This is a genomic window from Nocardioides marmorisolisilvae (genome assembly GCF_003725775.1).
GTDB classification, from domain to species: domain Bacteria; phylum Actinomycetota; class Actinomycetes; order Propionibacteriales; family Nocardioidaceae; genus Marmoricola; species Marmoricola marmorisolisilvae.
This window is the reverse complement of record NZ_RJSG01000002.1, coordinates 1,839,871-1,865,568: the sequence shown is the minus strand read 5'-3', so window position 1 is coordinate 1,865,568 and position 25,698 is coordinate 1,839,871. Positions and strand designations below refer to the sequence as shown.

Annotated in this window: 27 protein-coding genes; 20 read left to right on the top strand and 7 right to left on the bottom strand. The window is 71.1% G+C overall.

Annotated features, from left to right (window positions below; translation table 11 throughout):
* Positions 1-3 precede the first annotated feature (3 nt).
* Both EFL95_RS13125 and EFL95_RS13120 read right to left on the bottom strand, forming a co-directional pair.
* Positions 4-909, bottom strand: a complete 906-nt coding sequence (locus tag EFL95_RS13125; RefSeq protein ID WP_246004937.1) for a GNAT family N-acetyltransferase — start codon at positions 907-909, stop codon at positions 4-6.
* The gene (locus tag EFL95_RS13120) at positions 906-1,970 is read right to left on the bottom strand and encodes a trans-sulfuration enzyme family protein (protein ID WP_123234382.1); all 1,065 of its coding nucleotides are present in this window, start codon (positions 1,968-1,970) and stop codon (positions 906-908) included. The genes EFL95_RS13125 and EFL95_RS13120 overlap by 4 nt, the downstream gene beginning before the upstream one ends.
* Before the next feature lie 42 nt (positions 1,971-2,012).
* Here EFL95_RS13120 and EFL95_RS13115 point away from each other — a divergent pair, with 42 nt between their 5' ends.
* Positions 2,013-3,116 carry a D-alanine--D-alanine ligase family protein gene (locus tag EFL95_RS13115; RefSeq protein ID WP_123234381.1) on the top strand — a complete coding sequence of 368 codons (1,104 nt, stop codon included), beginning with the start codon at positions 2,013-2,015 and terminating at the stop codon, positions 3,114-3,116.
* A gap of 4 nt (positions 3,117-3,120) precedes the next feature.
* On the opposite strand, the gene EFL95_RS13110 is transcribed toward EFL95_RS13115, so the two are convergent.
* Both EFL95_RS13110 and EFL95_RS13105 read right to left on the bottom strand, forming a co-directional pair.
* Positions 3,121-3,612, bottom strand: a complete 492-nt coding sequence (locus EFL95_RS13110; RefSeq protein WP_123234380.1) for a DUF3515 domain-containing protein — start codon at positions 3,610-3,612, stop codon at positions 3,121-3,123.
* On the bottom strand, positions 3,591-3,827 hold the full coding sequence (locus EFL95_RS13105) for an Lrp/AsnC family transcriptional regulator (protein WP_123234379.1): 237 nt from the start codon (positions 3,825-3,827) through the stop codon (positions 3,591-3,593). The genes EFL95_RS13110 and EFL95_RS13105 overlap by 22 nt, the downstream gene beginning before the upstream one ends.
* Positions 3,828-3,944: 117 nt before the next feature.
* On the opposite strand from EFL95_RS13105, the gene EFL95_RS13100 reads away from it, so the two are divergent.
* Positions 3,945-4,907 (top strand): thiamine-phosphate kinase, encoded by a 963-nt coding sequence (locus EFL95_RS13100; protein ID WP_123234378.1) that lies wholly within the window; start codon positions 3,945-3,947, stop codon positions 4,905-4,907.
* A gap of 54 nt (positions 4,908-4,961) precedes the next feature.
* Here the strand turns inward: EFL95_RS13100 and rpmB are convergent, their stop codons facing one another.
* A complete protein-coding gene (gene rpmB, locus EFL95_RS13095) occupies positions 4,962-5,147 on the bottom strand; it encodes a 50S ribosomal protein L28 (RefSeq protein ID WP_107700189.1) in 186 nt (61 codons plus the stop codon).
* A gap of 129 nt (positions 5,148-5,276) precedes the next feature.
* Between rpmB and EFL95_RS13090 the strand changes: the two genes are divergently transcribed.
* The 10 genes from EFL95_RS13090 to EFL95_RS13045 all read left to right on the top strand — a co-directional run bounded on the left by EFL95_RS13090 (position 5,277) and on the right by EFL95_RS13045 (position 13,496).
* Positions 5,277-6,947 carry a DAK2 domain-containing protein gene (locus tag EFL95_RS13090; protein ID WP_123234377.1) on the top strand — a complete coding sequence of 557 codons (1,671 nt, stop codon included), beginning with the start codon at positions 5,277-5,279 and terminating at the stop codon, positions 6,945-6,947.
* A gap of 7 nt (positions 6,948-6,954) precedes the next feature.
* The gene (locus tag EFL95_RS13085; protein ID WP_221176380.1) at positions 6,955-9,117 is read left to right on the top strand and encodes an ATP-dependent DNA helicase RecG; all 2,163 of its coding nucleotides are present in this window, start codon (positions 6,955-6,957) and stop codon (positions 9,115-9,117) included.
* Positions 9,114-9,707, top strand: a complete 594-nt coding sequence (gene rsmD, locus EFL95_RS13080) for a 16S rRNA (guanine(966)-N(2))-methyltransferase RsmD (protein WP_123234376.1) — start codon at positions 9,114-9,116, stop codon at positions 9,705-9,707. The genes EFL95_RS13085 and rsmD overlap by 4 nt, the downstream gene beginning before the upstream one ends.
* Positions 9,704-10,231, top strand: a complete 528-nt coding sequence (gene coaD / locus EFL95_RS13075; RefSeq protein WP_425463960.1) for a pantetheine-phosphate adenylyltransferase — start codon at positions 9,704-9,706, stop codon at positions 10,229-10,231. The genes rsmD and coaD overlap by 4 nt, the downstream gene beginning before the upstream one ends.
* Positions 10,228-10,743, top strand: a complete 516-nt coding sequence (locus EFL95_RS13070) for a hypothetical protein (RefSeq protein ID WP_123234375.1) — start codon at positions 10,228-10,230, stop codon at positions 10,741-10,743. The genes coaD and EFL95_RS13070 overlap by 4 nt, the downstream gene beginning before the upstream one ends.
* Before the next feature lie 120 nt (positions 10,744-10,863).
* A complete protein-coding gene (locus tag EFL95_RS13065; protein ID WP_246004936.1) occupies positions 10,864-11,397 on the top strand; it encodes a YceD family protein in 534 nt (177 codons plus the stop codon).
* A 19-nt stretch (positions 11,398-11,416) separates the two neighbouring features.
* Positions 11,417-11,602: a 50S ribosomal protein L32 gene (gene rpmF, locus EFL95_RS13060; RefSeq protein ID WP_123234373.1), complete on the top strand. Its 186-nt coding sequence runs from the start codon at positions 11,417-11,419 to the stop codon at positions 11,600-11,602.
* Positions 11,603-11,616: 14 nt separating this feature from the next.
* Positions 11,617-12,342, top strand: a complete 726-nt coding sequence (gene rnc / locus EFL95_RS13055) for a ribonuclease III (RefSeq protein ID WP_342773201.1) — start codon at positions 11,617-11,619, stop codon at positions 12,340-12,342.
* On the top strand, positions 12,335-13,180 hold the full coding sequence (gene mutM, locus EFL95_RS13050) for a bifunctional DNA-formamidopyrimidine glycosylase/DNA-(apurinic or apyrimidinic site) lyase (RefSeq protein ID WP_123234371.1): 846 nt from the start codon (positions 12,335-12,337) through the stop codon (positions 13,178-13,180). Before rnc ends, mutM begins: the two co-directional genes overlap by 8 nt.
* A 124-nt stretch (positions 13,181-13,304) precedes the next feature.
* The gene (locus tag EFL95_RS13045) at positions 13,305-13,496 is read left to right on the top strand and encodes a hypothetical protein (protein WP_123234370.1); all 192 of its coding nucleotides are present in this window, start codon (positions 13,305-13,307) and stop codon (positions 13,494-13,496) included.
* 119 nt (positions 13,497-13,615) lie between these two features.
* Here the strand turns inward: EFL95_RS13045 and EFL95_RS13040 are convergent, their stop codons facing one another.
* Positions 13,616-15,061 (bottom strand): MFS transporter, encoded by a 1,446-nt coding sequence (locus EFL95_RS13040; protein WP_246004935.1) that lies wholly within the window; start codon positions 15,059-15,061, stop codon positions 13,616-13,618.
* Positions 15,062-15,165: 104 nt separating this feature from the next.
* Here EFL95_RS13040 and EFL95_RS13035 point away from each other — a divergent pair, with 104 nt between their 5' ends.
* From EFL95_RS13035 to ftsY, 5 genes are all read left to right on the top strand, one after another.
* Entirely contained in the window at positions 15,166-15,903 is a 738-nt protein-coding gene (locus EFL95_RS13035; protein ID WP_123234368.1) for a TetR/AcrR family transcriptional regulator, read from the top strand.
* A gap of 214 nt (positions 15,904-16,117) precedes the next feature.
* Positions 16,118-19,663, top strand: coding sequence for a chromosome segregation protein SMC (gene smc / locus EFL95_RS13030; protein ID WP_123234367.1), 3,546 nt, complete (start codon positions 16,118-16,120; stop codon positions 19,661-19,663).
* Positions 19,660-20,097, top strand: a complete 438-nt coding sequence (locus EFL95_RS13025; RefSeq protein ID WP_123234366.1) for an acyl-CoA thioesterase — start codon at positions 19,660-19,662, stop codon at positions 20,095-20,097. Before smc ends, EFL95_RS13025 begins: the two co-directional genes overlap by 4 nt.
* Before the next feature lie 115 nt (positions 20,098-20,212).
* On the top strand, positions 20,213-20,389 hold the full coding sequence (locus EFL95_RS19555; protein ID WP_183407148.1) for a hypothetical protein: 177 nt from the start codon (positions 20,213-20,215) through the stop codon (positions 20,387-20,389).
* A gap of 32 nt (positions 20,390-20,421) precedes the next feature.
* Positions 20,422-21,534, top strand: coding sequence for a signal recognition particle-docking protein FtsY (gene ftsY / locus EFL95_RS13020; protein ID WP_123234365.1), 1,113 nt, complete (start codon positions 20,422-20,424; stop codon positions 21,532-21,534).
* Between the two features lie 6 nt (positions 21,535-21,540).
* Here the strand turns inward: ftsY and EFL95_RS13015 are convergent, their stop codons facing one another.
* A complete protein-coding gene (locus EFL95_RS13015) occupies positions 21,541-22,158 on the bottom strand; it encodes a TetR/AcrR family transcriptional regulator (protein ID WP_183407147.1) in 618 nt (205 codons plus the stop codon).
* 283 nt (positions 22,159-22,441) lie between these two features.
* Between EFL95_RS13015 and EFL95_RS13010 the strand changes: the two genes are divergently transcribed.
* The 3 genes from EFL95_RS13010 (at position 22,442) to EFL95_RS13000 (ending at position 25,637) form a co-directional block, all read left to right on the top strand.
* Positions 22,442-23,851 carry an ammonium transporter gene (locus EFL95_RS13010; protein WP_246004934.1) on the top strand — a complete coding sequence of 470 codons (1,410 nt, stop codon included), beginning with the start codon at positions 22,442-22,444 and terminating at the stop codon, positions 23,849-23,851.
* Positions 23,848-24,186 carry a P-II family nitrogen regulator gene (locus tag EFL95_RS13005; RefSeq protein WP_123234362.1) on the top strand — a complete coding sequence of 113 codons (339 nt, stop codon included), beginning with the start codon at positions 23,848-23,850 and terminating at the stop codon, positions 24,184-24,186. The genes EFL95_RS13010 and EFL95_RS13005 overlap by 4 nt, the downstream gene beginning before the upstream one ends.
* Before the next feature lie 92 nt (positions 24,187-24,278).
* Positions 24,279-25,637: an ammonium transporter gene (locus tag EFL95_RS13000; RefSeq protein ID WP_123234361.1), complete on the top strand. Its 1,359-nt coding sequence runs from the start codon at positions 24,279-24,281 to the stop codon at positions 25,635-25,637.
* The last annotated feature ends 61 nt before the right edge of the window (positions 25,638-25,698 follow it).

Below are 25,698 nucleotides of genomic sequence, written 5' to 3'. Positions count from 1 at the left end.
CGCTCAGAGCGTGATGCCGAGGTTCACCCAGGTGCTGTCGATCTCCATGCCCAGGCCCAGGTAGAGGTCGAGCGCTCCGGTCCGCGAGTCGGTGCTCAGCTCCGAGCGCTCCGCGCCGTGCTCGCGCGCCGAGGCGAACGCGGCGGCCAGCAGCGCCTTGGCCAGGCCCTTGCCGCGCTGGTCGGCCCGGACGGCGACCTTGTCGACGAACCCGATCGGTGCGTTGCTGTCCAAGGTGACGTGCACCGCGCCGGCGACCGTGCCGTCCGCGGCCAGCACGACCTGCAGGTTCCACGGCTCGTACGTCGGCATCCCGGTGACCCCGGCAGCCCAGTCCTCGAAGGAGTCCTTGGCGCGCACCGACCACTCCAGGAACGCGTCCTCGACGACGTGGTACGCCGGCTCCAGGTCCTGCTCGCCGGCGATGCGCAGCGCGTAGCCCTCCGGAAGAGGCACTTCCGCGATCGCCCGACCGGGCGGGAACGCGAGCAGCCACGACTCCCACCGGATCTGGTAGCCGAGGTGGCGCAGCAGGCGCTCACCCGGCGATCCCTCCGGGACCGGCATCCCGATCGCCGACTGGCCCTGGGCCCGGGCGGCCTGCTGCATCCAGTGCGCCAACCAGGTGCCGATGCCGCGGCCGAGGTGGTCGGGGTGGACCGCCGCGTCACCCCGGGCCTCGCCACTGATCTCGGCGTACCCGAGCAGCTGGTCGGCCTCGAAGACGCCGATGGTGCTGGTGCTGATGTCGAAGCTGGGCCGGTTCCAGTCGCCGAGCAGGTAGGCCTCCTCGATCAGGGCCCGGCCCAGCACGGCGATCTCGGACGCGGCCATCACCGCGGTGACGGCGGCAGAGTCGGTGACCTGCAGTGGGCGCGACGTCAGGCCGGTGGGCAGGTCGGCGCTCACGGGGCGACCCGGTCCAGGGCCGCGCTCAGGTCGTCCCACAGGTCCTCCACGTCCTCGATCCCGACCGACAACCGGACCAGGCCTTCGGGGATGGTGCTGGCCTCCGCCGCCCAACGACGACGGCGCTCGAACATCGACTCGACCCCGCCGAGCGAGGTGGCATGCACCCACAGCCGGGTGCCGGCCGTCAGCCGGTCGGCGGTCGCGGCGTCGGCCAGCACGATCGAGACGACCGCGCCGAACCCCGGGTAGCGCACGTCGAGGACCGCGCTGTGCGCACGCAGCCGGGAGACCAGTTCCACGGCGTTGGCAGCAGCCCGTTCCATCCGCAGAGGCAGCGTGCGCAGGCCGCGCAGCGCGAGCCAGGTCTCGAACGGTCCGGGGATCGCGCCGAGCAGGTCGCGCCGACCCTTGAGGACCTCGTGCAGCTCGTCGTCGCGGGTGACGACCGCGCCCATCACCAGGTCGGAGTGACCGGCGATGTACTTGGTCGCTGCGTGGACCACCAGGTCGGCGCCGAGGTCGAGCGGTTGCTGGAGCACCGGGGTGGCGAAGGTGTTGTCGACCACGACCCGGGCTCCGGCTTCGTGCGCGGCGGCCGCGATCACCTCGATCTCGGCCACCTCCAGCGCCGGGTTGGCCGGCGACTCGAGCCAGACCAGGGCGGCGTCCTCGCACGCGGCGATGACGGCCGCGGTGTCGGTCATGTCGACCAGGCGAGCCTTGGCCCGACCGCGCGACTCCAGGTCGGCCAGCTGCATCACGGTGCCGGTGTAGGCGTGCCGCGGAGCGACCACGACCTGGTCCTGGCCAACCAGGTCCAGGATCGCCGAGACAGCAGCCAGGCCGCTCGCGAACGCCAGGCAGCGGGCACCGGCGTCGCCGCCCTCGAGGTCGGCCAGCGCCTCCTCGAACGCCGACCAGGTCGGGTTGCCGTAGCGCCCGTACTCCACGGACCCGCCGGCCACGTAGGTCGCGGCCATCGTGATCGGGGCGTTCAGGGGCGCGTCGGGCTCACGCGCGGGTCGACCGGCGTGCACGGCTCGGGTGGAGGGACGCATGCAGTGAGGCTACCGAGAGGCAGCGCCGGTAGGGTCGCTCAGGTGAGTGAGCAGCAGCGGATCCGGGTCGCCGTCGTCTTCGGTGGCCGGTCCAGCGAGCACGCCATCTCCTGCGTCTCGGCCGGCAGCGTGATCGCCGCACTGGACCCGCAGCGCTACGAGGTGATCCCGGTCGGCATCACCACCGACGGCCGCTGGGTGCTGGAGTCGAACGAGGGCGGACGCCTCGCCCTGGGTCCCGCCGGCGAGCTGCCGGCGGTCTCCGGAACCCGCGAGGTGGCGCTCAGCCCGTCCGAGGGCCTGGTCGTCTCCGCGCCCGGTGAGGTGCCCAGTCACCTCGGTCAGGTCGACGTCGTCTTCCCGGTGATGCACGGCCCCTGGGGCCAGGACGGCACCCTGCAGGGTCTCCTCGAGCTCGCCGGGGTCCGGTACGTCGGCGCGGGAGTGCTGTCGTCGGCCGTGGGTACCGACAAGGCCTACATGAAGCTGCTCTTCGCCGCGGCGGGCCTCCCGGTCCAGCCGTGGGTACTGATCCGCCCGGGAGCCTGGGACCGCGAGCAGGCAGCGCTGCGCGCCGAGATCGATGGGCTCGGCTACCCGGTCTTCGTGAAGCCGGCCCGTGCCGGCTCGAGCTTCGGGATCACCCGCGTCGACGGCCCCGAGGGCCTGGACGACGCGGTGGCCGAGGCGATCCGCTTCGACCCGAAGGTGCTCGTCGAGGCGGGCGCGATGGGTGCCCGCGAGGTCGAGATCGGCGTGCTCCAGGGTGTCGACGGCGACCCTGAGACGAGCGCGATCGCGGAGATCCGCGTCGATGCCGCGCACGCCTTCTACGACTTCGAGGCCAAGTACCTCGAGGACAGCACCGCGCTCGACGTGCCGGCCGACCTCGACGAGGACACGGCCGCCACCGTCCGTGCCTACGCCGTCGGAGCGTTCCGGGCGCTGGACGTCGAAGGGCTCGCCCGCGTCGACTTCTTCCTGATGCCGGACGGTCGTGTCGTGGTCAACGAGGTGGAGACGATGCCGGGCTTCACCGCGACCTCGATGTTCCCGCGGATGTGGGCGGCGTCGGGGCTGGACTACCCGGCCCTGGTCGACCGGTTGGTGCAGCTCGCCCTGCAGCGCAGCACCGGGCTGCGCTGACGCCTCAGCTGCAGGGACTGATCTCGCGGGTGTGGGCCTTGATGGCTTTCGCCAGGTCGACCATCGGCGCGGTCGCCGGCCGGTAGGAGGAGGGCACCCGCACCTCGACGGCGGGGGAGCGGCCGATGGTGGTCATCACCACGTCCGCGTCCTGGTCCTCCATGATCGCGTCGGGCACGAACCAGTCGACGCCGTTCGCGGTCTGGCAGCCGGAGAACTTGTCGTAGTCGGCGGGCTTGCCGACCCCGCAGCGCAGCACGATCGGCTTGCTGCCCCAGGCCGCGCCGAACGTGCTCCCCGACGTACGCCGCCGGTGCTGGTCGGCCACCCGCGTGGGCAGGGCGTCGAGCAGGGCCTGGCAGGACTCGTGGCCGGCAGCAGTGACCTTGAAGCGGTCGATCTCGACGGCGCCGTTGCCGCAGGCGGACAGCAGGCTTGCGAGGAGCGCCGCCAGAGCGAGGCCGAGCGCAGGTCTCAGATGTGGACGACCGGGCACGTCAGGGTCCGGGTGATCCCGTCCAGGGTCTGCACCTTGGCGACCACGAGCTTGCCCAGCTCGTCGACGTTGCGCGCCTCGGCGCGGACGATCACGTCGTACGGACCGGTGACGTCCTCGGCGAGGATGACGCCCTTGATGTCGGTGATCTTGTTGGCAACCTCTGCCGCCTTGCCGACATCGGTCTGGATCAGGATGTACGCCTGGACAACCATCTGAGTCTCCCTGGTCTCGGCGGTGAGTGGGCCACACGAAACCTACCGGACACCCTGGGCTTCCGAAACTCGGCATCTGGCCGCTCCCCGGATCCCGGCAGGTGGGAGAGTGCCGTCATGACCTCGCCGACGCCGATCGCCGCCGGAGCAACGGTCGCCGACGTCGGTGAGTTCGGCCTGATCGCCGAGCTCACCGCCCGGTTCGAGCAGGGGACCGCGGTCTACGTCGGTCCCGGGGACGACGGTGCCGTGCTGCGCACGCCCAAGGGTCACGTCGTGGTCTCCACCGACCTGCTGGTGGAGAACCGGCACTTCCGGCGGGACTGGGCGAGCGCCACCGACGTCGGCCACCGGGCCGCGGCGCAGAACCTGTCGGACGTCAACGCGATGGGCGGACGGACCACGGGGCTGACCGTCGGGCTGGTGCTGCCGGCCGACCTGCCGGCGCAGTGGGTGCTCGACCTGGCCGACGGCATCGCCGCGGAGGCCGGGCTCGTCGGCGCCAGCGTGATCGGGGGCGACATCACCCGCGGCTCCGAGGTGGTGATCGCGGTGACCGTGCTGGGGGAGTGCGCCGTGGCGCCGGTCCTGCGCTCGGGCGCCGGTGCCGGCGACGTGCTCGCGATCTGCGGGCGCCAGGGCTGGGCGGCGGCGGGCCTGGCGGTGCTCGGGCGCGGGTTCCGCTCCCCGCGTGCCGTCGTGGAGGCCCACCAGCGGCCCGAGCCGCCGTACGACGCGGGGCCTGCGGCCGCCCAGGCGGGGGCGACCTCGATGATCGACGTCTCCGACGGGCTGGTCGCCGACGTCGGGCACATTGCGACCTCCTCCGGGGTCGCGATCGACGTGTGGTCCACCGCGTTCACGATCGACGAACCGCTGACCGCGGTCGGCGCAGCGCTCGGCGTGGACCCGATGCAGTTCGTGCTGGGCGGTGGCGAGGACCACCCGCTGGTCGCGACGTTCCCCGCCGGGACGACCCTGCCGGACGGTTTCCGGCAGATCGGCACGGTGGCCGCGGGAGCCGGGGTCACCGTGGACGGAGAGGCCTACGCGGGCGAGACGGGCTGGACGCACTTCTGAGGGACGCAAAAACGGCGCGGTGCCGAAGCGCCGCGCCGTTCTCGAAGCCGTGGGTCAGCGAGTGACCTTGCCCGCCTTCAGGCAGCCGGTGCACACGTTCAGACGCTTCGGCGCACCGTTGACGGTGGCGCGGACGCGCTGGATGTTCGGGTTGAACCGACGCTTGGTGATCTTGCGGGACCACGGGCGGTTGTTGCCGAAGCCGGGCTTCTTGGCGCAGATGTCGCAGACGGCAGCCACCGTGCACTCCTTGGGTTTGCTGGTCAATCGAAGTTGAGGGGCCCGGAGTCGTTCCGGGCAACCGAAGAAGGATAAACGACACCGGCCCCTGCACGCGAATCGAGCGCACACCGTCTAGCGTTTCCTCCCATGAGCACCGGGACGCGTGGCGAGGCGATCGCGACGTTCGACCTGGGTGCCGTGCGCCGGTTCGCCGACCTGGCGGTGGAGGGCCTCTCGGCCGCCCGCGAGGAGATCGACGCACTCAACGTCTACCCGGTCCCGGACGGCGACACGGGCACGAACATGTTCCTGACGATGGAGTCGGCCCGCGAGGCGCTGCGCGACCACCTGGCCGCGGCGCCGGCCGGGGAGGAGCCCGATCTGGGCCCCGCACTCCACGTCTACGCCAAGGCGGCGCTGCTGGGCGCACGAGGGAACTCGGGCGTGATCCTCTCCCAGCTCATCGGTGCGCTGTTCAAGCGGATGGGCCAGGGCGGCCCGGACGACCGGTCCGCCTCCCTGATGGCCGAGGGCTTCGCGATGGCCACCGAGGCGGCGTACGCAGCGGTGGGGAACCCCGTCGAGGGCACCATGCTCACGGTCGCCCGGGATGCGGCGGGCGCGGCGGCCAGGGTGGCTGCGGACCCGGAGACGCACCTGGGCGACGTGCTCAAGGCGGCGGCCGCCGAGGCCCGCGAGGCGCTGGCCCGCACCCCGGACCAGATGCAGCTGCTGCGCGACGCCGGGGTCGTGGACGCCGGTGGCGCCGGCCTGTGCGTGATCCTGGACGCCGCTGCGACCGCGGTGACCGGCCAGCGTTCGACTGACGCCCCGCAGCCGATGGCGGCCCGCAAGGCCTCGCAGCTGCCGACCGGCGACCTCACCGAGGACGGGCCGGCCTACGAGGTGATGTACCTGCTCGACGTCGAGGAGGAGACCGAGTCCGAGGCCATCGGTGCCCTGCGCGCCCGGCTCACCGAGCTCGGCGACTCGCTCGTGGTCGTCGGGGGAGACGGGCTCTGGAACGTGCACGTGCACACCGACGACGTCGGCGCGGCCGTGGAGGCCGGTATCGACGTCGGGCGCCCCCGGCGGATCCGCGTGACCCACTTCGCCGAGCAGGTCACCCGGGCCCGGGGTCGGCGCGCCGAGCGCCGCGGCCGCGCGGTCGTGGCGGTGGTCGCCGGCGAGGGGCTGGCCGCGATCTTCCGCGAGGCCGGCGCGCACGTGCTCGTCGGGGGACCGGGTCGGCGACCCAGCACGGGCGAGATCCTCGACCTGGTGCACGGCTGCGGTGCCGAGGAGGTCGTGGTCCTGCCGAACGACCCGGACACCATCCGCGCGGCCGAGGCTGCCGCCGCGGAGGCCGACGGCGCCGGCGACGTCCGCGTCGTCGTCATCCCGACCAAGGCGCAGGTCCAGGGTATCGCTGCGCTGGCCGTGCACGAGCCCGGGCGCAGCTTCGACGCCGACGTGGTGCAGATGACCTCGGCCGCTCGCGGGGCCCGGCACGGCGCGGTGACCGTCGCGGTGAAGCAGGCGATCACCACCGCGGGCGCCTGCGAGCCGGGCGACGTGCTCGGCGTGCTGATGGGCGACTTCGCCATCGTCGGTACCGACCTGTTCGAGGTCACCACCGCGATCCTGGAGCGGCTGCTCAGCGCCGGCGGGGAGCTCGTCACGCTGGTCTCCGGCGAAGGTGCGGGTGACTTGGTGAGCCGGTGCGAGGACTGGATCGAGGCGCACCACACCGGCGTCGACGTGCTGGTCTACGACGGTGGCCAGGAGCGCTACCCGTTGCTGCTGGCGGTGGAGTGATCGCCCGGTGAGGATCACCTGGGACACGCCGCTGTCCTCGCTCGGCGGCAAGAAGGCCAAGGACGTGGAGAAGGAGACGGGCTTCGCGACCGTCGGCGATCTGCTCGGCCACTACCCGCGCACCTACGTCGACAAGGGCCGGCTCAGCGAGCTCGACGACCTGGTCGAGGGCGACTTCATCTCGATGGTGGGCCAGGTGGTCAGCTCGGAGCTGAAGACCTACCAGGACAAGCGCACCCGCCGGACGGCGTACCGGGTCCTGCTACAGGTCAAGGGCGAGGGCGGCACCCTGGCGATGACGTTCTTCGCGAAGTCGGCGGGGATCGCCAACTTCCACAAGAACCTGTTCAGCCCCGGTGCGATCGGGATGTTCTCGGGCAAGCTCAAGTGGTTCAACCACCGCTGGGACCTGAACAACCCGAACTACCGGATGTACGGCGCGGAGGGCGACGCGAACGAGGCGCTGGCCAAGATGCCGGACCTGATCCCGGTCTACCCGGTGGTCGGCAAGATCGACAGCTGGGCGCTCGAGGAGACGATCGGGCTGGCTCTCGACCTGATCGACGAGATCCCCGAGTCGCTGCCCGACGCGGTGCGCGGCGACCTGATCAGTCGCGCCCAGGCGCTGCGCTGGATCCACCGACCGGATGACCACGGCCAGCTCGGGGCGGCACGGAAACGGTTGAAGTTCGACGAGGCGTTCGTGACGCAGATGGTTCTCGCGATGCGCCGGGCCGAGCACCGGGCCGAGCCGGCGACGCCGCGCCCGATCACCACCGGTGGCCTGCTCGACCGGTTCGACCAGCGGCTGCCGTTCACCCTGACCGCCGGGCAGGAGCGGATCGGCGACGAGATCGCCGACGAGCTGGCCGGCGGGCACCCGATGCACCGGCTGCTCCAGGGCGAGGTCGGCTCCGGCAAGACGCTGGTCGCCCTCCGCGCGATGCTCCAGGTCGTCGACGCCGGCGGCCAGGCCGCGCTGCTGGCGCCGACCGAGGTGCTGGCCAGCCAGCACCTGCGCTCGATCTCCGCGATGCTCGGCGACCTGGGCGAGGGCGGTCGCCTCGGTGCCGCCGAGGGCGCCACCCGCGTCGCGCTGCTGACCGGCTCGATGGGCACGGCCGCGCGCCGCGAGGCCATGCTCGACGCCGCCAGCGGCGAGGCCGGGATCGTCATCGGTACCCACGCGCTGCTGGAGGAGAAGGTGCAGTTCTTCGACCTCGGCCTGGTGGTGGTCGACGAGCAGCACCGGTTCGGCGTCGAGCAGCGCGCCGCCCTGACCAGCAAGGCCGGCACGCCACCGCACGTGCTGGTGATGACCGCGACCCCGATCCCGCGCACCGTGGCGATGACGGTCTTCGGCGACCTGGACACCTCGACGCTGGCCGAGCTGCCGGCCGGACGCGGGGACGTGCAGACCAGCGTGGTGCCGGTGCGCACCCAGCCGGCCTGGCTCGATCGAGCCTGGGCGCGGATCCGTGAAGAGGTCGGCAACGGCCGGCAGGCCTACGTCGTCTGCTCCCGGATCGGTGACGAGCCGCCGGCCGAGGATGCGCCGGACCTGTTCTCGGTCGAGGAGCTCGCGCCCGACCTGGTCGCCGGCCCGCTGACCGGGCTGCGGGTCGAGATGCTGCACGGCCGGATGTCGCCCGACGACAAGGACCCGGTGATGCAGGCCTTCGCCGCGGGCGAGGTGGACGTGCTGGTCTCCACGACGGTGATCGAGGTCGGCGTCGACGTCCCGAACTCGACGGTGATGGTGATCCTCGACGCCGAGCGTTTCGGGGTCTCCCAGCTGCACCAGCTGCGGGGGCGGATCGGCCGCGGCGGTCACGCGGGACTCTGCCTGCTGGTCACCACGGCGGCGCCGGAGTCGGTCTCGATGGAGCGCCTGACCGCGGTCGCGGGCACCCGTGACGGGTTCGAGCTGTCCCGGATCGACCTCGAGCAACGCCGCGAGGGCAACGTCCTCGGCGTCCAGCAGAGCGGCAAGCGGTCGGCACTGCGGTTGCTCTCGGTGGTCCAGGACGAGGACGTCATCGTGGCCGCCCGCGACACCGCGACCGCGTACCTGCTGGCCGATCCGGACCTGGGTGCGGCGCCGGGACTGCTCGCTGCGGTGCGCGCCGTCGAGGACTCCGACCAGGCAGAGTTCCTGGAGAAGGGATGACGCGCATCATCGGCGGCTCCGCCAAGGGCCGCAGGCTCCAGACCCCGACCGGCGACGCCACCCGGCCGACCTCGGACCGGGTCCGCGAGGCGCTGTTCTCCGCTCTCGAGGCCGAGCTCGGCTCCCTGCACGGGCTGCGGGTGCTGGACCTGTACGCCGGCTCCGGCGCTGTCGGCCTGGAGGCGGCCTCGCGCGGTGCAGCGGCCGTCACCGCGGTCGAGTCCGACCGCCGCACCGCCGCACTGATCGCCACGAACGCCCGCACCCTGGGCTTCGAGGTGGAGGTGATCGCGCACCCGGTGGCCCGGGCCCTCGCGGGTCGGCCGCACGCGCCGTACGACGTGGCGTTCCTCGACCCGCCGTACCCGATGACCGAGGACGAGGTGGTCGAGGCGCTGCGGCTGCTGGTCGAGAACGATTGGCTCAATCCGGGCGCACCTGTCGTCCTGGAGCGCTCGGCGCGTAGCGTGGAGCCTGCATGGCCGACCGGGCTGGGGCCGATCCGCCAGAAGAAGTACGGCGAGACGTTGCTCTGGTACCTTCGCCGCGCCGAGGAGGAAGACGAATCGGCGCCGGGGGACCGGTCGTGAACGACAGGGGTGTGGACGCAGTGCGGAAGGCGGTCTGTCCGGGATCCTTCGATCCCGTGACCAACGGACACATCGACATCATCTCGAGGGCCTCGAACCTCTTCGACGAGGTCGTGGTCGCCATCGGCGTGAACAAGGCGAAGGCGAGCGCCCGGCTGTTCACCGCCGAGGAGCGCATCGAGATGCTCGAGAAGGCCTGCTCGGACTTCCCCAACGTCACCGTCGCCGGGTTCGACGGCCTGCTGACCACGTTCTGCGAGGAGAACGGCATCGGCGCCATCGTGAAGGGCCTGCGCGCCGTGAGCGACTTCGACTACGAGCTCCAGATGGCTCAGATGAACTCCTCGCTGGTCGACGTGGAGACCGTATTCATCCCGACCAGCCCCGAGTACTCGTTCCTGGCGTCGTCCCTGGTCAAGGAGGTGGCCACCTTCGGAGGCGACGTCTCGCGCCTGGTGCCGCCCTTCGTGCTGGAGCGGCTGACCTCCCGGCTCGCCGAGCGCGCTGCGGGGGGTGGCCGGTGAAGGACGACGTCACCTCGCGCCTGGACGCGCTGCGCCGGGCGGTCGACGAGGCCCGGTCGGTCCCGATGTCCGCATCGGTGATGATCAACCGCTCCGACTTCCACGCGATGCTCGACGACCTCGAGCGGGTCATCGACAAGACGCTCTCCGAGGCCACCGAGGTGGTCGGTGACCGTGCGGCCGTCGTCGCCTCCGGTTCCGAGGAGGCCGAGGAGATCCTGCGGCAGGCCCGGATGCAGAGCGAGGCCCTGGTCTCCGACACCAGCGTCTACCAGCTCGCCAGCGAGCGCGCGGTCGAGGTGCAGCAGGCCGCCGCCCGCGAGGCCGCCAGCCTGCGGGCGGAGACCGACGAGTACGTCGAGGGCAAGCTGGCCAATTTCGAGCTCACCCTGGAGCGCACCCTGGAGCTGGTCCGCAAGGGCCGTGCGCAGCTCTCCGGGGGCCACTCCCACCGCCTGGGCGACGACTCCGACGTGCACGACATCGTCCTCCCGGACCACCTCGAGCGCTGACCTCGGGCAGCTCCGGGCGCCGATTGGCCCCGAAACGCCCGTGCAGATAGACTCCCGTAGGTTCTGAAGAGCTCCAACGGAAGTGAAACCTTGCGCAATCTCGACCCGAGAGCGCCGCTCGTGCTCGATACACGCGAGCTCGGCCGCCGCCCGGGGTCCCAGCGCACGGTGACACTCACCGCTGAAGCCCCTGCAGAGCTAGGCATCGAAATCCTGGGCGTGCCCGAGGGCTCGGAGGTCGAATTCGACCTGCGGCTCGAGGCGGTCATGGAGGGAGTGCTGGTCACCGGAACGGCAACGGCCGAGCTGGAGGGCGAGTGCGCACGGTGCCTGGAGCCGATCGAGGACGAGATCACGATCGACATCCAGGAGCTGTACCTCTACGACGACTCCCGTGACGCCGCCGCAGCCAGCGACGACGACGAGGAGACCGATGTCCGCCGGACCGAGGGAGACCTGATCGACCTCGAACCGGTGCTGCGGGACGCGGTGGTGCTCGCACTGCCGTTCCAGCCGTTGTGCCAGGACGACTGTCCGGGACTGTGCACCGAGTGCGGTGCGCGCCTGGCGGACGACCCGGACCACCGGCACACCGAGCCCGTCGATCCACGATGGGCCGCGCTGCAGGACCTCGCAGCAACAGACGAAGACTGAAGACAACGAGGAGTACATCGTGGCTGTCCCGAAGCGGAAGATGTCGCGCAGCAACACGCGCCACCGTCGCTCGGCCTGGAAGGCTGTTGCGCCGTCGCTGGTGACCTGCACCAACCCGGCCTGCGGTTCCAAGCACCTGCCGCACCGCGCGTGCCCGGAGTGCGGTCAGTACGGCGCCAAGGCCGACCGTCGTCAGGTCATCTGACGTCTGCTGACGCAGTGACGCAGGCCGACGGGTCCCGGACCTACCCGGACCTGCGTGCAGCGCTCGGAGACCCTGTCCTGAGTCCCGAGCTGCTGGAGCTTGCCCTCACGCACCGCTCGTACGCCTACGAGAACGGTGGTCTGCCGACCAACGAGCGCCTGGAGTTCCTCGGCGACTCGGTGCTCGGCGTGGTGATCACCGAGACGCTCTACCGCACCCACCCGGACCTCTCCGAGGGCCGGCTGGCCAAGCTGCGCGCCGCCGTCGTGAACGCGCGCGCGCTGGCCGACGTGGCCCGCACCATCGGGCTCGGCCCGCACATCCTGCTCGGCAAGGGCGAGGAGTCCACGGGGGGCCACGACAAGGCCTCGATCCTCGCGGACACCGTGGAGGCCGTCATCGGCGCCGCGTTCCTCTCCGGTGGGCACACCACCGCCGCCGAGCTGATCCACCTGCTCTTCGACCCGCTGCTCGAGGCGGCCGCGGCGCTCGGCGCCGGCCTGGACTGGAAGACCAGCCTCCAGGAGTTCTGCGCCGAGCACGACCTGGGCGTCCCGACGTACCTCATCGAGGACGAGGGCCCCGACCACATGAAGACCTTCACCGCGCAGGTGCGGGTGGCCGACCGGCTGCACGGGCACGGCGTCGGCCGGTCCAAGAAGGAAGCCGAGCAGCAGGCCGCCGAGTCGGCGTACAGCACGCTGGTCGAGGAGCTCCCGGCCGAAGTCGCTGGTGCCTGAGCTCCCCGAGGTCGAGGTCGTCCGACGCGGCCTGGAACGGCACGTCCTGGGACAGCCGATCCGCTCGGTGGAGGTGCTGCACCCGCGTCCCGTACGCCGGCACCCCGGCGGCCCCGCTGACTTCGCCGCCGCGCTGACCGGGCGCACCTTCACCGATGCCCGGCGCCGCGGGAAGTACCTGTGGCTGCCGCTGGACACCGGTGACGCGCTCCTGGGTCACCTGGGGATGAGCGGCCAGATGCTGGTGCCGCCGGCCGGTGCCCCCGACGAGCGCAACCTGCGCGTCCGGTTCGCCCTGGGGGAGAACGAGCTGCGGTTCGTCGACCAGCGCATGTTCGGGGGCCTGTCGCTCTCGCCCGGTGGTGCCGAGCTTCCCGCCGAGCTGACGCACATCGCCCGCGACCCGCTGGACCCCGAGTTCGACGACGCGGCCTTCGTCCGCAAGGTCCGGCGCAGCGCCTCGGGCATCAAGCGGATCCTGCTGAACCAGACGGCGATCTCCGGGGTGGGCAACATCTACGCCGACGAGGCGCTCTGGCTGGCCCGGCTGCACGGGGAGCGGCGCGGTGACCGGCTGCGGGTGCGCGACGTCGAGAACGTGCTCGCGGGCGCCCGCACGGTGATGGTGGCCGCCCTCGGCCAGGGAGGGACCTCCTTCGACGCGCTCTACGTGAACGTCAACGGCGAGAGCGGCTACTTCGACCGGTCGCTGGAGGTCTACGGCCAGGAGGGGGAGCCGTGCTCCCGCTGCGGCACGCCCGTGCGCCGGATCAGCTTCATGAACCGCTCCTCGTACTTCTGCCCGGTCTGCCAGCCCGCGCCCCGCGGGCGGAGCTGACCCGCAGCGGGCACATCCGACATTCGGGACCTTCGGCGATCTTGCTCCAACGGCCAGACCGTGAGATTCTTGTAGGCGGCCCGCTCGGGCCAGACACCGCTCCAGTTCCCCGGAGGAAACATTCATGGCCAAGGCTCTCCTCGGCTACATGGGTGGCACCGACCCTCGCGTCACCGCCCGCCTCGCTCGTGAGAACCAGCTCCTTCGCCAGCGGATCGCCGACCTCGAAGCTGTCGCCGTCCGCCTCCAGAAGGAGAACGACGCGCTCGCTTCCATGGTGAGCGAGTCCGCGGAAGAGGTTCTCGCCAACGCCTGACCCGGCAGTCCGGGTCACCGGGACGTCCCTCACACGCCCCGTCGCACACGACACACCAGAGCCCGACGTCCCGCAGGGACGCCGGGCTCTGACCCGTTCGGGCAGGTCCTCGCGGAGCTCTAGTGCAGGGCGTCCTCACGCGCCTTCATCGGGAGCAGGAACGCGGCCGCGAAGCTGACGGCGTAGCACCCGACACTGATGACGATCAGCTCGCGGATCGAGTCCGCGAACCCGTGCCCCGGCAGCAGCTGGAAGAACACCGAGCCGAGGACCGCGACACCGAGCGCGCCGCAGAACTGCTGGACGGCGTTGAGCACGCCGCTGCCGGTCCCGACCTCGTGGTCGCCGAGGTCGGCCAGGATGATGTCGAAGAGCGGGGCGAAGATCGCACCGCTGCCGACTCCGGTGACGAAGAACCCGAGCGCCAGGTCCCAGCCGGTGGTGTGCATCGCGTTGCTGCCGACGGTCAGCCACACCAGGCCGAGCCCGGCGGCGACCAGCACCAGCCCGCCGTGCAGCACGTGCCGGCCGAACTTCGGCCCGAGCGCGGCACCGGAGGCGGCGGCGCCGACCGCCATCCCGAGCGCCCAGGGGGCGAGCGCCAGACCGGTGTGCATCGGCGTGAAGTGCAACCCGTACTGGAGGAACAGGTTGATGGTCAGCATGAAGCCGGACATCGCGGTGAAGAACGTGCCGAGGAAGACCAGCCCGCCGACGAAGGCGCGGTTGCCGAACAGCGAGCGCTCGATCACCGGGTGCGAGGCCCGGCGCTCGGAGACCACGAAGGTCAGCCAGAGGACTGCGGAGAGACCCAGGAGCCCGAACATCCAGCCCGGCCACCCCTGGTCGTGGCCCTGGACCAGCGGGTAGATCAAGGTGATCGAGGCGGCCGTGAGCAGGGCGCTCCCGCGCAGGTCGAGGCGTGCTCCTGGATCGGTCTCCAGGTGGCGGGGGAGGAAGCGCAGGGCGAGGTAGGAGGAGACCGCACCGACCGGGACGTTGATCCAGAAGATCGAGCGCCAGCCGCTGCCGAACAGGTCGGCGTGCAGCAGGAAGCCGGCCAGGATCGGTCCCATCACCGCGGCGAGACCCATCACCGGGCCGAACGGGATGAACGCCTTCTGCAGGTCGGCCTCGGTGAAGCTGGCCTTCACCATGGCCAGGCCCTGGGGGATCATCACCGCGCCGAACAGGCCCTGGGCAGCGCGAGCGGCGATGAGCAGACCGGCCGACGGCGCGAGCCCGCACAGCAGCGAGGCGACGGTGAAGCCGACCATGCCGATCACGAAGAGCCGGCGGCGGCCCCAGAGGTCGCCGGCGCGGGCGGAGGTGATCAGGCCGACCGCGAAGGTCAGCGTGTACGCCGCGAGCACCCACTGCAGGGTGGTCTCGCTGCCGCCGATGTCGGCGCGGATCGACGGGCCGGCGAGGTTGGCGATGGTGGCGTCGAGGAGGTCCATCACGTCGGCGATCAGCACGACGGTGAGGACCATCCAGCGGTAGCGGTAACCGGTCTCGGGATCGAGGACGGCGGTGGCGGTCACGGGGACGGTGGTTCCGGACATCATGGCTCCTGGGCGAACAGTGTTCGTATTGACGAACGCTGTTCTAACACGAACACTGTTCGTTATGCAAGAACGTTGTTCGCCGCGCCTGTTAGGGTCGCGCCGTGGCTGAGCAGCGCAGGGTCTACGCCTCCGGTGACCGGGTCGGTGCGACCGTGCGCAGCGGCACCCGCCGTCGTTCCGCCGAGCGCCTGTCGGTGGACCGGATCGTGGCGGTGGCCATCGACCAGATGCGCACCCACGGGTACGACGCGGTCACGATGCGCTCGATCGCGCGCGAGCTCGGCACCGGGCCGGCCTCGCTCTACGCCCACGTCGCCAACCGGGCTGAGCTCGACCAGCTGGTCGTTGGCCGGGTGTGCGCGCTGTGGGAGATCCCGGACCCCGACCCGGAGCGCTGGGACGCCCAGCTGCGCGAGTGCCTGATCTCGCTGCTCGGCATCCTGCGGGCGCACCCGGGGGTGGCTCGCTGCACGATGGGGATGATCCCGGTCGAGCGCGGCATGCTCGCCGTCGTCGAGAGGCTGATCGGGCTGCTCAAGGCGGGGGAGGTGCCGGACCAGTACATCGCCTGGTTCGTGGACGTCTCCTCGCTGTTCGTCGGCAGCGTCGCGGCCGAGGAGGACATCTGGCGCGAGCGGATGGCCGACATCGGCGAGGCGCCCTCCGAGGAGGAGACCGTGGTCGAGGTCCGCGAGGTCTTCTCCGAGCTGCCGGTCGCTGAGTTCCCGCTGCTGAGCGGGATGGCGGAGGCGATGACCACCGGAACGGGTGACGAGCGGTTCGAGTTCGGGGTCGACGTGCTGATCTCCGGGCTCAAGGCCCTGTCCGCGGCCCGCTGACCTCGGGCCGGAGCCCTGGTCTGAACTCAGGTCTGAACTCCGGCCTGAACTCCGGCCTGAACTCCGGCCTGAACTCTGGTCCGCGACACGCACCCCTCCTCACCCGACCGGGGGTGGGGGCACGTAGGCTCGACGTTGCCGCTTCCCCCGGCAGGTATGCGCTTTAGGATGCCTGTTCGCGTGCCCTCGAACTGCCGGATGCCAGGAGCCTGACGTGTACTTGAAGAGCCTGACCCTGAAGGGGTTCAAGTCCTTCGCCTCCGCCACCACGCTTCAGCTGGAGCCCGGCATCACCTGCATCGTCGGGCCGAACGGCTCGGGCAAGTCCAACGTCGTCGACGCGCTCGCGTGGGTGATGGGTGAGCAGGGCGCCAAGTCGCTGCGCGGCGGCAAGATGGAGGACGTCATCTTCGCCGGTACCGCCGGCCGGCCGCCGCTGGGCCGCGCCGAGGTGATGCTGACCATCGACAACACCGACGGCGCGCTGCCGATCGAGTACGCCGAGGTCACGATCAGCCGGACGATGTTCCGCAACGGCGGCTCGGAGTACGCGATCAACGGCACCCCGTGCCGTCTGCTCGACGTCCAGGAGCTGCTCTCCGACTCCGGCATCGGCCGCGAGATGCACGTCATCGTCGGCCAGGGCCAGCTCGACTCGATCCTGCGGGCGACCCCGGAGGAGCGCCGCGGGTTCATCGAGGAGGCCGCGGGCGTCCTCAAGCACCGCAAGCGCAAGGAGAAGGCGCTCCGCAAGCTGGACTCCACCGAGGGCAACCTGACCCGCCTCTCCGACCTGCTCACCGAGATCCGCCGCCAGCTCAAGCCCCTGGGTCGTCAGGCCGAGGTCGCCCGCCGTGCCGCGGTGGTGCAGGCCGACGTCCGCGACGCCCGGGCCCGCCTGATGGCCGACGACCTGGCCGCCGCTCGTGTCTCGCTGGAGCAAGAGCTCGCCGACGAGAGCGTGCTGGTCGCCAAGCGGGCCGAGGTCGAGGCGGAGATCGCCGCGATCCGGGAGACCGAGGCGGCCCTGGAGGCAGCGCTGCGCGAGGACCTGCCCGCCCTGGCCCGCGCCCAGGAGACCTGGTTCGGCCTCTCCGGGCTGCGTGACCGCCTCCGCGGCACCGCCAGCCTGGCCGCCGAGCGGGTCCGCAACGCTGCCGTCGAGCCCGAGATCCCGGCCGGCCGCGACCCGGTGGAGCTCGAGGCCGAGGCCGAGCGGGTGCGCGCCGAGGAGGCCGGCATCCTGGCCGAGGTCGAGCAGAACCGCGGAGCGCTCGAGTCCGCGGTCACCGCCCGTCAGGCAGCCGAGCAGGCCTTCGGCGAGGAGGAGCGCCGGATCGCCGGGCTCCAGCGCGCCGCCGCCGACCGCCGCGAAGGACTGGCCCGCCTGCACGGCCAGGTCAACGGACTGCGCAGCCGCGCCGCCGCCGCCGAGGACGAGGTCGCCCGTCTGGCCGAAGCCCGGTCCGAGGCGATCGCCCGGGCCGAGAAGGCCAGCTCCAGCTTCACCGCGCTGGAGTCCCGCATCGCCGGGCTCGATGCGGGCGAGGAGGGTCTGGACGCCGAGCACGAGGGCGCCAGCGGTCTGCTCGCCGACATCGAGGAGCGGCTGGCCAAGATGCGCGAGGAGGCCCAGTCCGCCGAGCGCGAGCGCAGCGCCCTCGCCGCGCGCCGCGAGGCCCTCGAGCTGGGCCTGAACCGCAAGGACGGCGCCGGGGCACTGCTCGCGGCGACCGGGTCGGTCTCCGGCCTGCTGGGTTCCGTGGCCGCGCTGCTCAACGTCCGGGCCGGCTACGAGACCGCGGTCGCTGCGGCCCTCGGAAGCGCGGCCGACGCGGTTGCGGTCAGCGACGTCGACGCCGCGATCTCGGCGATCTCCCACCTCAAGACCGACGACCTCGGTCGGGCTGGCCTGCTGCTCGGGGGAGCTGCTGCCGACGACGCGAGCTGGCCCGGACTGCCGGCCGGTGCCGTCTACGCGATGGACGTCGTCGAGTGCCCGACCGAGCTGCGCGCGGCGCTCTCCCGGCTGCTCTTCAAGGTGGCCGTGGTCGACGACCTCGCCGGTGCCCGGAGCCTGGTCGCCGAGTCCTCCGACGTGACCGCGGTGACGCTCGAGGGCGACCTGCTCGGCGCCCACTTCGCGGCCGGCGGCTCGAACAGCCAGCCGAGCCTGATCGAGGTGCAGGCGGCGTACGACGAGGCCGAGGAGGCCTTCACCCGCGCCGGTCACGAGCTGGACCGGCTCACCTTCGCCCTGAGCGCGCTGGAGAGCGAGCGCGAGGACGCCACCCGCCGGGTCGACGTGGCGCTGGCCAAGCTGCACGAGTCCGACGCGGCGCTGGCCGCGGTCGCCGAGGAGCTCGGCCAGTTCGGCTCGCAGGCCCGGTCTGCCAAGGCCGAGGCCGCGCGCCTGGACCAGGCGATCCTCACCGCCCAGGAGTCGCACACCAAGGACCTCGAGGGTCTGGCCGAGCTCGAGGCCCGGCTGACCTCCGCCGAGGAGTCACCCGAGGAGGAGCCGGACACCACGGCGCGCGAGCAGCTCGCCGAGGCCGCGCGGGCCGCCCGGGCTCACGAGATGGAGTCCCGGTTGGGCCTGCGCACGGCCGAGGAGCGCGCCCGCGCGCTGCACGGTCGTGCCGACACCTTGATCGGCCAGGCCAACGCGGAGCGGGAGGCGAAGGCGAAGGCGATCGCCCGCCGCGAGCGGCTGATCCGCGAAGGTGCCGTCGCCGAGGCGGTGACCAAGGGCGTCGCGGTGGTGCTGGCCCGGCTCGAGGAGTCGGTGCAGCTGGCCGCCGTCCAGCGCACCCGCGTCGAGCAGGGACGGGTGGCCCGCGAGCAGGACCTGATCGGTGCCCGCGAGCAGCTCCGGGCGCTGTCGACGACGCTGGACGAGCTGGTGAACTCGGTGCACCGCGACGAGATGGCCCGCACCGAGCAGCGGATGCGGATCGAGCAGCTCGAGGAGCGCGCGCTGGAGGAGCTCGGCCTCGACGCCGACTCGCTCATCGCCGAGTACGGCCCCGACCAGCTCGTGCCGTTCACCGGCGAGGTACCGGACGGCGAGGAGGCCCCGGAACCGGCCGCCTTCGATCGTGACACCCAGACCAAGCGGCTGCGGGCCGCGGAGCGCGCGCTCGCGCAGCTCGGCCGGATCAACCCGCTGGCGCTCGAGGAGTTCTCGGCGCTGGAGGAGCGGCACAAGTTCCTCTCCGAGCAGCTCGAGGACCTGCGTCGCACCCGGCGCGACCTGCTGGACATCGTCAAGGAGGTCGACGAGCGCGTCGAGCAGGTCTTCACCGAGGCCTACGAGGACGTCGTCAAGGCGTTCGACCAGACCTTCACCCGGCTGTTCCCCGGCGGTGAGGGCAAGCTCGTGCTCACCGATCCCGACAACATGCTGACCACGGGCATCGAGGTCGAGGCCCGTCCGGCCGGCAAGAAGGTCAAGCGGCTCTCGCTGCTCTCCGGCGGCGAGCGCTCCCTGGTCGCGGTCTGCTTCCTGTTCGCGCTGTTCAAGGCCCGGCCCTCGCCGTTCTACATCCTCGACGAGGTCGAGGCGGCGCTCGACGACACCAACCTCGGCCGCCTGCTGGAGATCTACGAGGAGCTGCGGGCGCACTCGCAGCTCATGGTGATCACCCACCAGAAGCGGACGATGGAGGTCGGCGACGCGCTCTACGGCGTCTCGATGCGCGGCGACGGCGTCTCCGCGGTCATCAGCCAGCGGTTGCGCGAGGCGGAGTCCGCGTGACCCAGGAGCGCCCCACGCGTTCCGACTACCAGGTCTGGCGGACGGCGACGACCCGCTGGGCCGACGACGACGTCTACGGGCACATGAACAACGCCCGGTACTTCGAGCTGATCGACACCGCGGTCAACGCGCACCTGGCCGAGGCCACCGGGGTGAACATCCGCGAGCTGCCGGCCGTCGGAGTGGTCGCCGAAGTCTCCTGCCGCTACTTCCGCGAGGTCGGCTACCCCGAGCCCATCGAGCTCGGCCTGACCGTCGAGCGGATCGGCACCAGCTCGGTCATCTACCGGATCGGCATCTTCCAGGGACCGGGGGACGAGGCTGCCGCGGAGGGCCGTTTCGTGCACGTGTACGTCGACAACACCGTCGCCGGCAACCGCCCGAGCACGCCGATCCCGGACGTGATCCGCGCCGCGGTGCAACCTCTGGCCTGATCCAGGCGTCTATCAAGCGTCGGTTCGGTCACATCCGCCGAACGGACGAGTGACCGGACTTGGCCCGGGGTACGAGGATGGTCCCTGCACTGCATTTCTCGGAAAGGCCCTCCCCATGTTCCTGATGTTCTTCGCGATGCTGCTGATCCTCGTGGCAGCCGGGGCCGTCTTCGTCTACGTCGCCTACCCGCACCGGGGCCAGGAGGTCCCGCACGCGCCGTGGCTCGGCGAGGCGCTCAAGCGTGGCGTCGAGGCGATGCCGGTCCTCGAGGACGAGCACACCCGTCGCTGAGGCAGGCCCGGCGCCTCTGGTTGGATTGAGCCATGGGCACCGCTGAGTACCTCGTCATTGCCGCTGTCGTCGCGCTGGTCGCGGTCGGCCTGCTCGTCGGGCTCGTCGTACGGCGACGCCCCGCGAAGTCCCCGGTCGCCGCACCCGCTCCGCAGGCCCCGCCCGCGGCCGTCGAGGACGCACCAGCCCGGGATCTGCCCGATGCCCCGGTCAGCACGCTCGAGCGACCCGAGAGCACGGCCGGCCGACTGGTCCGCCTGCGGGCGCGGCTCGCCGGTTCGCAGGGCGCGCTCGGTCGGGGCCTGCTGGCCCTGCTCTCGCGCGACCGTCTCGACGAGGACACCTGGGAGGCGCTCGAGGACACCCTGCTGACCGCGGACGTCGGGGTCGGTCCGACGACCGAGCTCGTCGGCACCCTGCGCACCCGGTTGCGGGTCGAGGGCACCGGGGCGGGGGAGGCCCGCGCCGTCCTGCGCGAGGAGCTGCTGAACCTGGTCGACCCGAGCATGGACCGCTCGCTCAACCTCGACGGGGACGGTCCGGCGGTCGTGCTGGTCGTCGGCGTGAACGGGGCCGGGAAGACCACCTCGGTCGGCAAGATCGCCCGCGTCCTGGTGTCCGAGGACCGCACCGTGCTCATGGGCGCCGCGGACACCTTCCGTGCCGCGGCCACCGAGCAGCTCTCCACCTGGGGTCAGCGCTTCGGTGTCGACGTCGTCGCCGGTCCCGAGGGCAGCGACCCGGCCAGCGTCGCCTTCGAGGCGGTCCGCGCCGGCGTGGAGAAGGACGTCGACGTGGTCCTGGTCGACACCGCGGGCCGGCTCCAGAACAAGGCCGGCCTGATGGACGAGCTCGGCAAGGTCAAGCGCGTCATCGAGAAGCAGCTCCCGGTGCGCGAGGTGCTGCTCGTCCTCGACGCCACCACCGGTCAGAACGGCCTGGTGCAGGCGCGCGTCTTCAGCGAGGTCGTCGACGTCACCGGGATCGTGCTCACCAAGCTGGACGGCTCCGCCAAGGGGGGCATCGTGGTGGCGGTGCAGCGCGAGCTCGGCGTACCGGTGAAGCTCGTCGGTCTGGGCGAGGGCCCCGACGACCTGGCTCCGTTCGACCCCGAGGGGTTCGTCGACGCGCTCCTCGGTGACTGACCGGGGTCAGCGCTTCTCGATGCCCTTGAGGATCAGGTCGATCATGTCCTCGACGTCGGCCTCGGTCGGCATCCCGCCGACCACCGCGCGGAGCACCACGATCCCGCCGAGCTGGCTGACGGCCAGGTCGGTGCGGAAGTCCGCGCGCAGCTCGCCGCGCTCGATGGCCCGCTCGAAGACGGCGCGTGCTGCCCGCTCCTGGCGCTGGTGGGCACCGATGTACAAGGTGGCGATGCGCTCGTCGCGCAACGACTCGGTGATGCTCATCCGCAGGTAGGCCAGGCCGGCCTCGGAGTTGGCGAACTCGAGCACCTGCTTGTAGGACGCCCGGAGGTCGTCGGTGATGTTGCCGGTGTCCGGGACCGGGAACTCCTGGCTGTAGAGCTGCTCGAGAGCGGCGAACGCCAGGTCCTCCTTGCCGGCCCAGCGCCGGTAGACGGTGGCCTTGCCCGCCTTCGCGGTCGCGGCGACCTCGTCGACGGTCATGTTGTCGTAGCCGCGCTGCAGGATCAGGTCCGCCGCGGCAGCCAGGATGCGCTCGTCGGCACCGGCATCGCGCGGACGACCCTTCCGCCGAGGGAGCGCTGGCTCCATCGGCTCAGAAACCCCCGTTGTCTGAGACACGTGCACAAACTAGAGCCGCGCCGCGCGGGACGCGAGCGAAACGCTGAAGTTCGCGTCCAAGGATTTCCCGAGCGTTCACTCGGAAATTCGCACCCGTACGCGTGAATTGCCGCGGAACCGGCGCGAAACCGGGGGTTTCAGCGTGCATCCCGGTGGTCTGGACCTCATCGGGTCCACGGATTCCGAGTTTGCCGGATCGGCGGAGTTAACCCGTTCGTAACACGACCGGCCCAGGTGTCACGCAACCGAAACGCTCCTGAACGGCTCCGCGAAACCTCGGCCGATGAGTCTGTTCCCCGACAAGGCGACCACTCACCCCGACACCGTCGTGGGGGCCCGGTGGGACGTCGATGCCCTTAGCAGTCTCACCACTGGAGGTTCCATGGACGGCTATTACGCCTGGATGATCGTGGCCACGGCACTCGTGCTGATGATGACCACGCCGGCGCTGGCCCTTTTCTACGGCGGCATGAGCCGGTCGAAGTCGGTGCTCAACATGATGATGATGTCGTACGTCGCCATGGGCGTCGTCGGCATCGTGTACGTCCTGTGGGGCTGGTCGGAGTCGTTCGGTGACGGCTTCAGCGGCGACGGCAAGCTCTTCGCCAACCCGTTCACGCTGTTCGGCCTGGACGGCGTCCCCTCGACCTCCTTCATCGCGGTGGCCTTCCAGATGACCTTCGCGGTCATCACCGCCGCGCTGATCTCCGGCGCCATCGCCGACCGGGTCAAGCTCTCGTCCTGGGTCGTCTTCCTGCCGATCTGGGTCACCCTCTGCTACTTCCCGCTCGCGCACATGGTGTGGGGCGGCGGCTGGATCGCCCAGCACCTGCACGCACAGGACTACGCCGGTGGCACCGTGGTGCACATCAACGCCGGTATCGCCGGCGGTGTGCTCGCGCTGATCATCGGCAAGCGCATCGGTTTCAAGAAGGAGCCGATGAAGCCGCACAACCTGACGCTGACGATGATCGGCGCCGGTCTGCTGTGGTTCGGCTGGTACGGCTTCAACGTGGGCTCGCTGGTCTTCGTCGCCAACGACGGCGGCGAGAAGGACATCGCGCAGTTCATGTCGGAGACCGGTGTCACGTTCATGAACACCACCGTGGCCACCATGGCGGCGATGCTCGCCTGGCTGATCGTCGAGCGGGTCCTGCACGGCAAGGCGACCTCGCTCGGTGCAGCGTCGGGCATCGTGGCCGGCCTGGTCGCGATCACCCCGTCCTGCGGTGCGGTCAGCATCACCGGCGCGATCGCGATCGGTGCGGTCGCCGGTGGCCTGTGCGCCTGGGCGGTCGGCCTGAAGTACAAGATGAACCTGGACGACTCCCTGGACGTGGTCGGCGTCCACCTCGTCGGCGGCGTCGTCGGCACGGTCCTGATCGGCTTCCTGTCGACCAGCTCGGCGCCGGGTGGCATCGACGGCCTGTTCTACGGCGGCGGCTGGGGCTCCCTCGGTGACCAGGCCGGCGCGGCCGGGTTCTCCATCGTCTGGACCGGTGTCCTGACGGCGATCATCGGCCTCGCGATCAAGTACACGATCGGGTGGCGAGTCAGCGAGGAGGAAGAGGTCGACGGCATCGACTTCGCCGAGCACGGCGAGTCGGCCTACGACCTGGCCTCCGCCTCGGGCGGGGTCAGCTCCGGCAGCATCCTGTCCAGCCCGGTCGCCAAGGAAGGGGCACACGCATGAAGCTCGTGACCGCGGTCATCAAGCCGCACAAGTGGGAAGAGGTCCGTGAGGCCCTGGAGACCTTCGGCGTGACCGGCATGACGGTCAGCGAGGTCAGCGGCTACGGCCGGCAGAAGGGTCACACCGAGGTCTACCGCGGTGCGGAGTACGACATCGCCCTGGTGCCGAAGATCCGCATCGAGATCGTCGTCGACGACGGTGACGTCGAGGATGTGGTCGGCATCGTCGTGAAGGCCGCGCAGACCGGTCGGATCGGCGACGGCAAGGTCTGGGTCTCCTCGATCGACAGCGTGATCCGGGTCCGTACCGGAGACCGCGACGAGGCGGCGATCTGACTCCGAGCACGACGAGATGACCGATCCGGCGAGAGCGTCACGACTTCTGAGACGCTCTCGCCGGATCGGCGCGTCCGTGCCAAGGTGCCGCCATGAGCTCACCACTCCTCCTGCCGAGCCTGCCCGTGCTCGAGCTCGAGACCACCATCCAGAAGATCAACAGCGGCGACACCGCCTGGCTCCTCGCCGCCTCGGGTCTGGTGCTCCTGATGGCACCGGGGCTGGCGCTGTTCTACGGCGGCATGGTCCGCTCCAAGAGCGTGCTGAACATGATCATGATGACCTTCGGCGCCCTGGCGGCGATCACGGTCATCTGGGTCCTGGTCGGCTACTCGCTGGCCTTCGGGGACGACATCGGCGGCGGCCTGCTGGGCGACCCGTTCCAGCACTTCGGACTGCAGGACCTGGTCAGCGGCAAGGACAACTGGCTCACCGTCCCGGTGATCCTGTTCGCCGTCTTCCAGGGCCTCTTCTGCGTCATCACCGGGGCCCTGGTCTCCGGTGCGATCGCCGACCGGGCGCGCTTCGGTGCGTGGATGATGTTCGTCTCGATCTGGACCGTGGTCGTCTACGCGCCGGTCGCGCACTGGGTCTTCGACTTCAGCCGCGACGGGCACACCGGCGGGTTCCTGGCGAACAAGGTGCACGTCATCGACTTCGCCGGCGGCACCGCCGTGGAGATCTGCTCGGGTGCCTCGGCGCTGGCCGTGGCCCTGGTCGTCGGGGTCCGGGTCGGATTCGGCCGCGACCCGATGCGACCGCACAACCTGACCCTGGTGATGCTCGGCGCCGGCCTGCTCTGGTTCGGCTGGTTCGGCTTCAACGCGGGCTCCGCGCTGGCGGCCAACCACGCGGCAGCGGTGGTCTTCGTGACCACGCTGTGCGCCGGTGCCTCGGGAACCCTGGGCTGGCTGCTCGTCGAGCGGGTCCGCGACGGGCACGCGACCTCGCTCGGTGCGGCCTCCGGCATGGTGGCCGGACTCGTGGCGATCACGCCGAGCTGCGGCTCGCTGTCGCCGCTGGGCGGGCTGCTGATGGGCCTGGCCGCCGGCTTGGTCTGTGCCTGGGCCGTCGGGCTGAAGTACAAGTTCGGGTACGACGACTCGCTCGACGTCGTCGGCGTGCACATGGTCGGCGGCATCGTGGGCGTCCTGGGCATCGGCCTGATCGGCACCGCTGCGGCGCCGACCGGGGTGGACGGCCTCTTCTACGGTGGCGGCGTCGACCAGCTCGGCAAGCAGGCGCTCTCTGGTGGCATCGTCCTGGTCTACGCGTTCGTGGCATCGGGGATCATTGTCCTGGTGGTCGACAAGGTGATGGGCTTCCGGGTCAACGAGGAGCACGAGGTCAGCGGCATCGACCTGGTCGTCCACGCCGAGACGGCGTACGACCTGCACGCCATGGCGGGAACCCGCAGCGGGTTCCTCGGCCACAAGGACAGAGACGAGTGACGACGATGAGGAGTGGCGCATGAAGCTGGTGACCGCGGTGATCAAGCCGCACAAGTGGGAG